Source organism: Oleiphilus sp. HI0132 (assembly GCF_001635845.1).
The window spans coordinates 1-1,798 of sequence record NZ_LWGJ01001281.1; the positions used below are offsets into that span (position 1 = coordinate 1).

Sequence of the window (1,798 nt, forward strand, 5' to 3'; positions counted from 1 at the left end):
CAAAGATGTAACCGGCTCGGACGTTTGTAGTATCTACCTTCAAGATGAGATACAGAAAGATTGGGTTCTTGTTGCTTCAGAAGGCCTTTCGAATAACGCGATTGGCTCCGTTCGTATGAAAACAGGTGAGGGCCTGGTTGGCTATATTTGTGAGAACCAGACGCTTTTAAATCTAGAGGATGGTTCTCAGAATCGTTACTACAGATACTTTCCGGAAACGGGAGAAGAGCATTTTTCCGGCTTTTTGGGTGTGCCAATTATTAGTTTTCGTCGCCTCATTGGCGTACTGGTTATTCAGTGTAAAGATAAACGGCTTTTTTCTGCTGAGGAAGAAGCTTTTCTAATTACGATAGCAGCTCAACTGGCAGGGCCTTTATCCTCAGTACTTAAGCAGGAGAGTTTGGCTGCGATTGTTAACAAGGATGTTAGTGATCAAATAAAAGTCAGCGGGGTAAAGGGGGCACCTGGCATTTCGATTGGGCTCGTTAAGGTTATTGCACCCTTTAAAGATTTAGCTTGCGTTGAAGAAGAGAGCGTGACTGATATTGACTCAGAGATCAGGTCTTTTCGTGACGCGATTGCATCTGTCAAGCTCGAGATCGAAGCAGGTGAAGACAAGCTGGCTTCATCTTTAACTCAAGAGGTTCAGGCTTTGTTTGGTGTATACCTGATGTTGCTTGAGAATGATGCCATCGTTGTCGATACAGAGACGCTAATCCAAGAGGGCTATTGTGCTTCTTACGCTTTGAAGCTCGTTATTGACCGCCATGCCAAGCAGTTTGAGTCGATGGATGATCCATACTTACGTGCTCGATCAGAAGATATCCGTCATTTGGGTTTGCGTATCTATGCCAGCATTAATGCGCATGACTTTAATGTCCAGCTGCCAAATGAACCCTTTATTCTGCTTTCAAAGAATTTAAGCATCGCCGATATTGCTGAATATGCGAATCAAAATTTGGTTGGCTTGGTATGCGTGGATGGCTCGGTTTTATCTCATGCGGCCGTTCTGGCCAGTGCTCTCGGCATTACCGCAATCATGGGTGTCGGTGATCTTAATTGGTCAAAGGTTGAGGGTAGTGTTGCTGTCATGGATGGTTATAGAGCGCAGGTCATTTTTAATGCCTCGCCTCAAATGCAGCAGGAATATCAAAGGCTGGCAGTACAAGAAAACCGATTGATGTCAGGGCTTGATAAGCTTAAGGATAAGCCCGCCGAGACCAGTGATGGTTATCGTATCAATCTTTATGCGAATACAGGTTTGCTTGCCGATTTATCTCCAGGGCTAGAGAGAGGCGCAGAAGGAGTAGGCTTATACCGTTCTGAAATTCCTTTTATGCTGCATGAAACATTTCCAACCGAAGATGAGCAAACTGCTGTTTATCGGAAAATTTTAGAGGCTTATGCGCCGCGCTCTGTTTACATGCGCACCCTTGATATAGGTGGTGATAAAGCTTTGCCGTACTTCAGCTTTGAGGAAGATAACCCTTATCTGGGTTGGCGTGGTATACGTTTTACACTTGATAATAGTAGTATTTTTCTGGCTCAGATTCGAGCGTTACTTCGTGCAAACCTTGGGATTGGCAATATGAAAATTATGTTGCCGATGGTGAGTCGTGTAGAAGAAGTGGATGCGTTCAGAGAGTTGCTTGACCAAGCAGTGGCTCAGCTACTTGCAATGGGGCTTAAAGTTGCAAAGCCAAGCGTGGGTATAATGGTAGAGGTGCCAGCAGCAATGATGGCCCTGCCACACCTATCAAAGCGAATTGACTTTATATCTATTGGTTCTAATGATCTA

General features: G+C 44.7%; 1 protein-coding gene. It reads left to right on the top strand.

From position 1 onward, the window contains the following. Positions 1–1,798, top strand: a 1,798-nt coding sequence (locus tag A3766_RS19500) for a putative PEP-binding protein (RefSeq protein WP_068642812.1), incomplete at both ends; no start/stop codon positions are given.